Origin of the sequence: Micromonospora sp. NPDC023814 (genome assembly GCF_040639595.1) — a bacterium.
Lineage (GTDB): Bacteria > Actinomycetota > Actinomycetes > Mycobacteriales > Micromonosporaceae > Micromonospora.
The window spans coordinates 1-1,188 of record NZ_JBFAAF010000253.1; the positions used below are offsets into that span (position 1 = coordinate 1).

The 1,188-nt window shown below is 68.8% G+C and carries 1 protein-coding gene; it reads left to right on the forward strand.

The window, feature by feature from the left end; translation table 11 throughout:
- Window positions 1-121: 121 nt before the first annotated feature.
- A partial coding sequence (locus AB0G14_RS35830; protein WP_357705270.1) for a beta-ketoacyl synthase N-terminal-like domain-containing protein occupies window positions 122-1,188 on the forward strand: 1,067 nt, incomplete at its 3' end.

The window sequence follows — 1,188 nt, forward strand, 5'->3', positions numbered from 1 at the left end:
GCACCGGGCCGGCCTGCCCGCCACCTCCATCGCCTGGGGACTGTGGGAACACACCACCGGCATGACCGCCCACCTACAACACCGCGACCGCGCCCGCCTCGACCGGGCCACCGTCCGAGCCATGCCCACAACCGACGCACTCGCCCTGCTCGACGCCGCGATCGGGGGGCACCACCCCGCCGTCATCGCCGCCGACCTCAACCTGACGGGCGACACTCGGGAGCCTGTGCCCGCCATCCTGCGTGGACTCGTCACCGAGACTGCCGGCGCCCGCCGCTCGCGCCGCCGCTCCGAGCACACCGCCACGGTTGGCGCCCCGGCGACCCCGAGCGAGGAACTGGCCCGGCTCGACCCCGCCGATCGGCAGCGCACACTGCTGGGCCTGGTCCGCTCGAACGTCGCCACCGTCCTCGGCTTCGCCACCGGCGACAGCGTTGACGTCGATCGTCCCCTCAAGGAGCTCGGCTTCGACTCACTCACCGCCGTCGAGCTGCGCAACCGCCTCGGTCTCGTGATCGGCACCACGCTGCCGGCGTCCGTGGTCTTCGACCATCCCACGGCGGCCGCGCTCGCCGCCCACCTCACCGACCGGCTGGGCAACACATCGGCTGCCGTCGACCCCGTGCCATCCATGTCCACGATCGCCGCACCGGTCGACGCCCCCCTCGCGATCGTGGGTATGGCGTGTCGTTTCCCGGGTGGGGTGGATTCGCCCGAGGATTTGTGGCGGGTGGTTGTCGAGGGCCACGATGTTGTCGGGGATTTTCCGGTCGACCGTGGTTGGACGGTTGACGGTTCCTTTGCCCGGGTGGGTGGTTTTCTCGGCGGGGCTGCGGATTTCGACGCGGAGTTGTTCGGCATTTCGCCGCGTGAGGCTTTGGCGATGGACCCGCAGCAGCGGCTTTTGTTGGAGGTTTCCTGGGAGGCCCTGGAGCGGGCTGGTATTGCCCCGGATTCTTTGCGGGGTTCGCCGACGGGTGTGTTCGTTGGTGTTGTGGCACAGGAGTATGGGCCTCGGTTGGGTGAGGCTGGTGGTGCGGTGGAGGGTTATGGGTTGACTGGTGGTGCGGTGAGTGTGGCGTCTGGTCGTATCGCTTATGTGTTGGGTCTTGAGGGGCCGGCGGTGTCGGTGGATACGGCGTGTTCGTCGTCTCTGGTGGCGTTGCATTTTGCGGGTCAGGCGTTGCG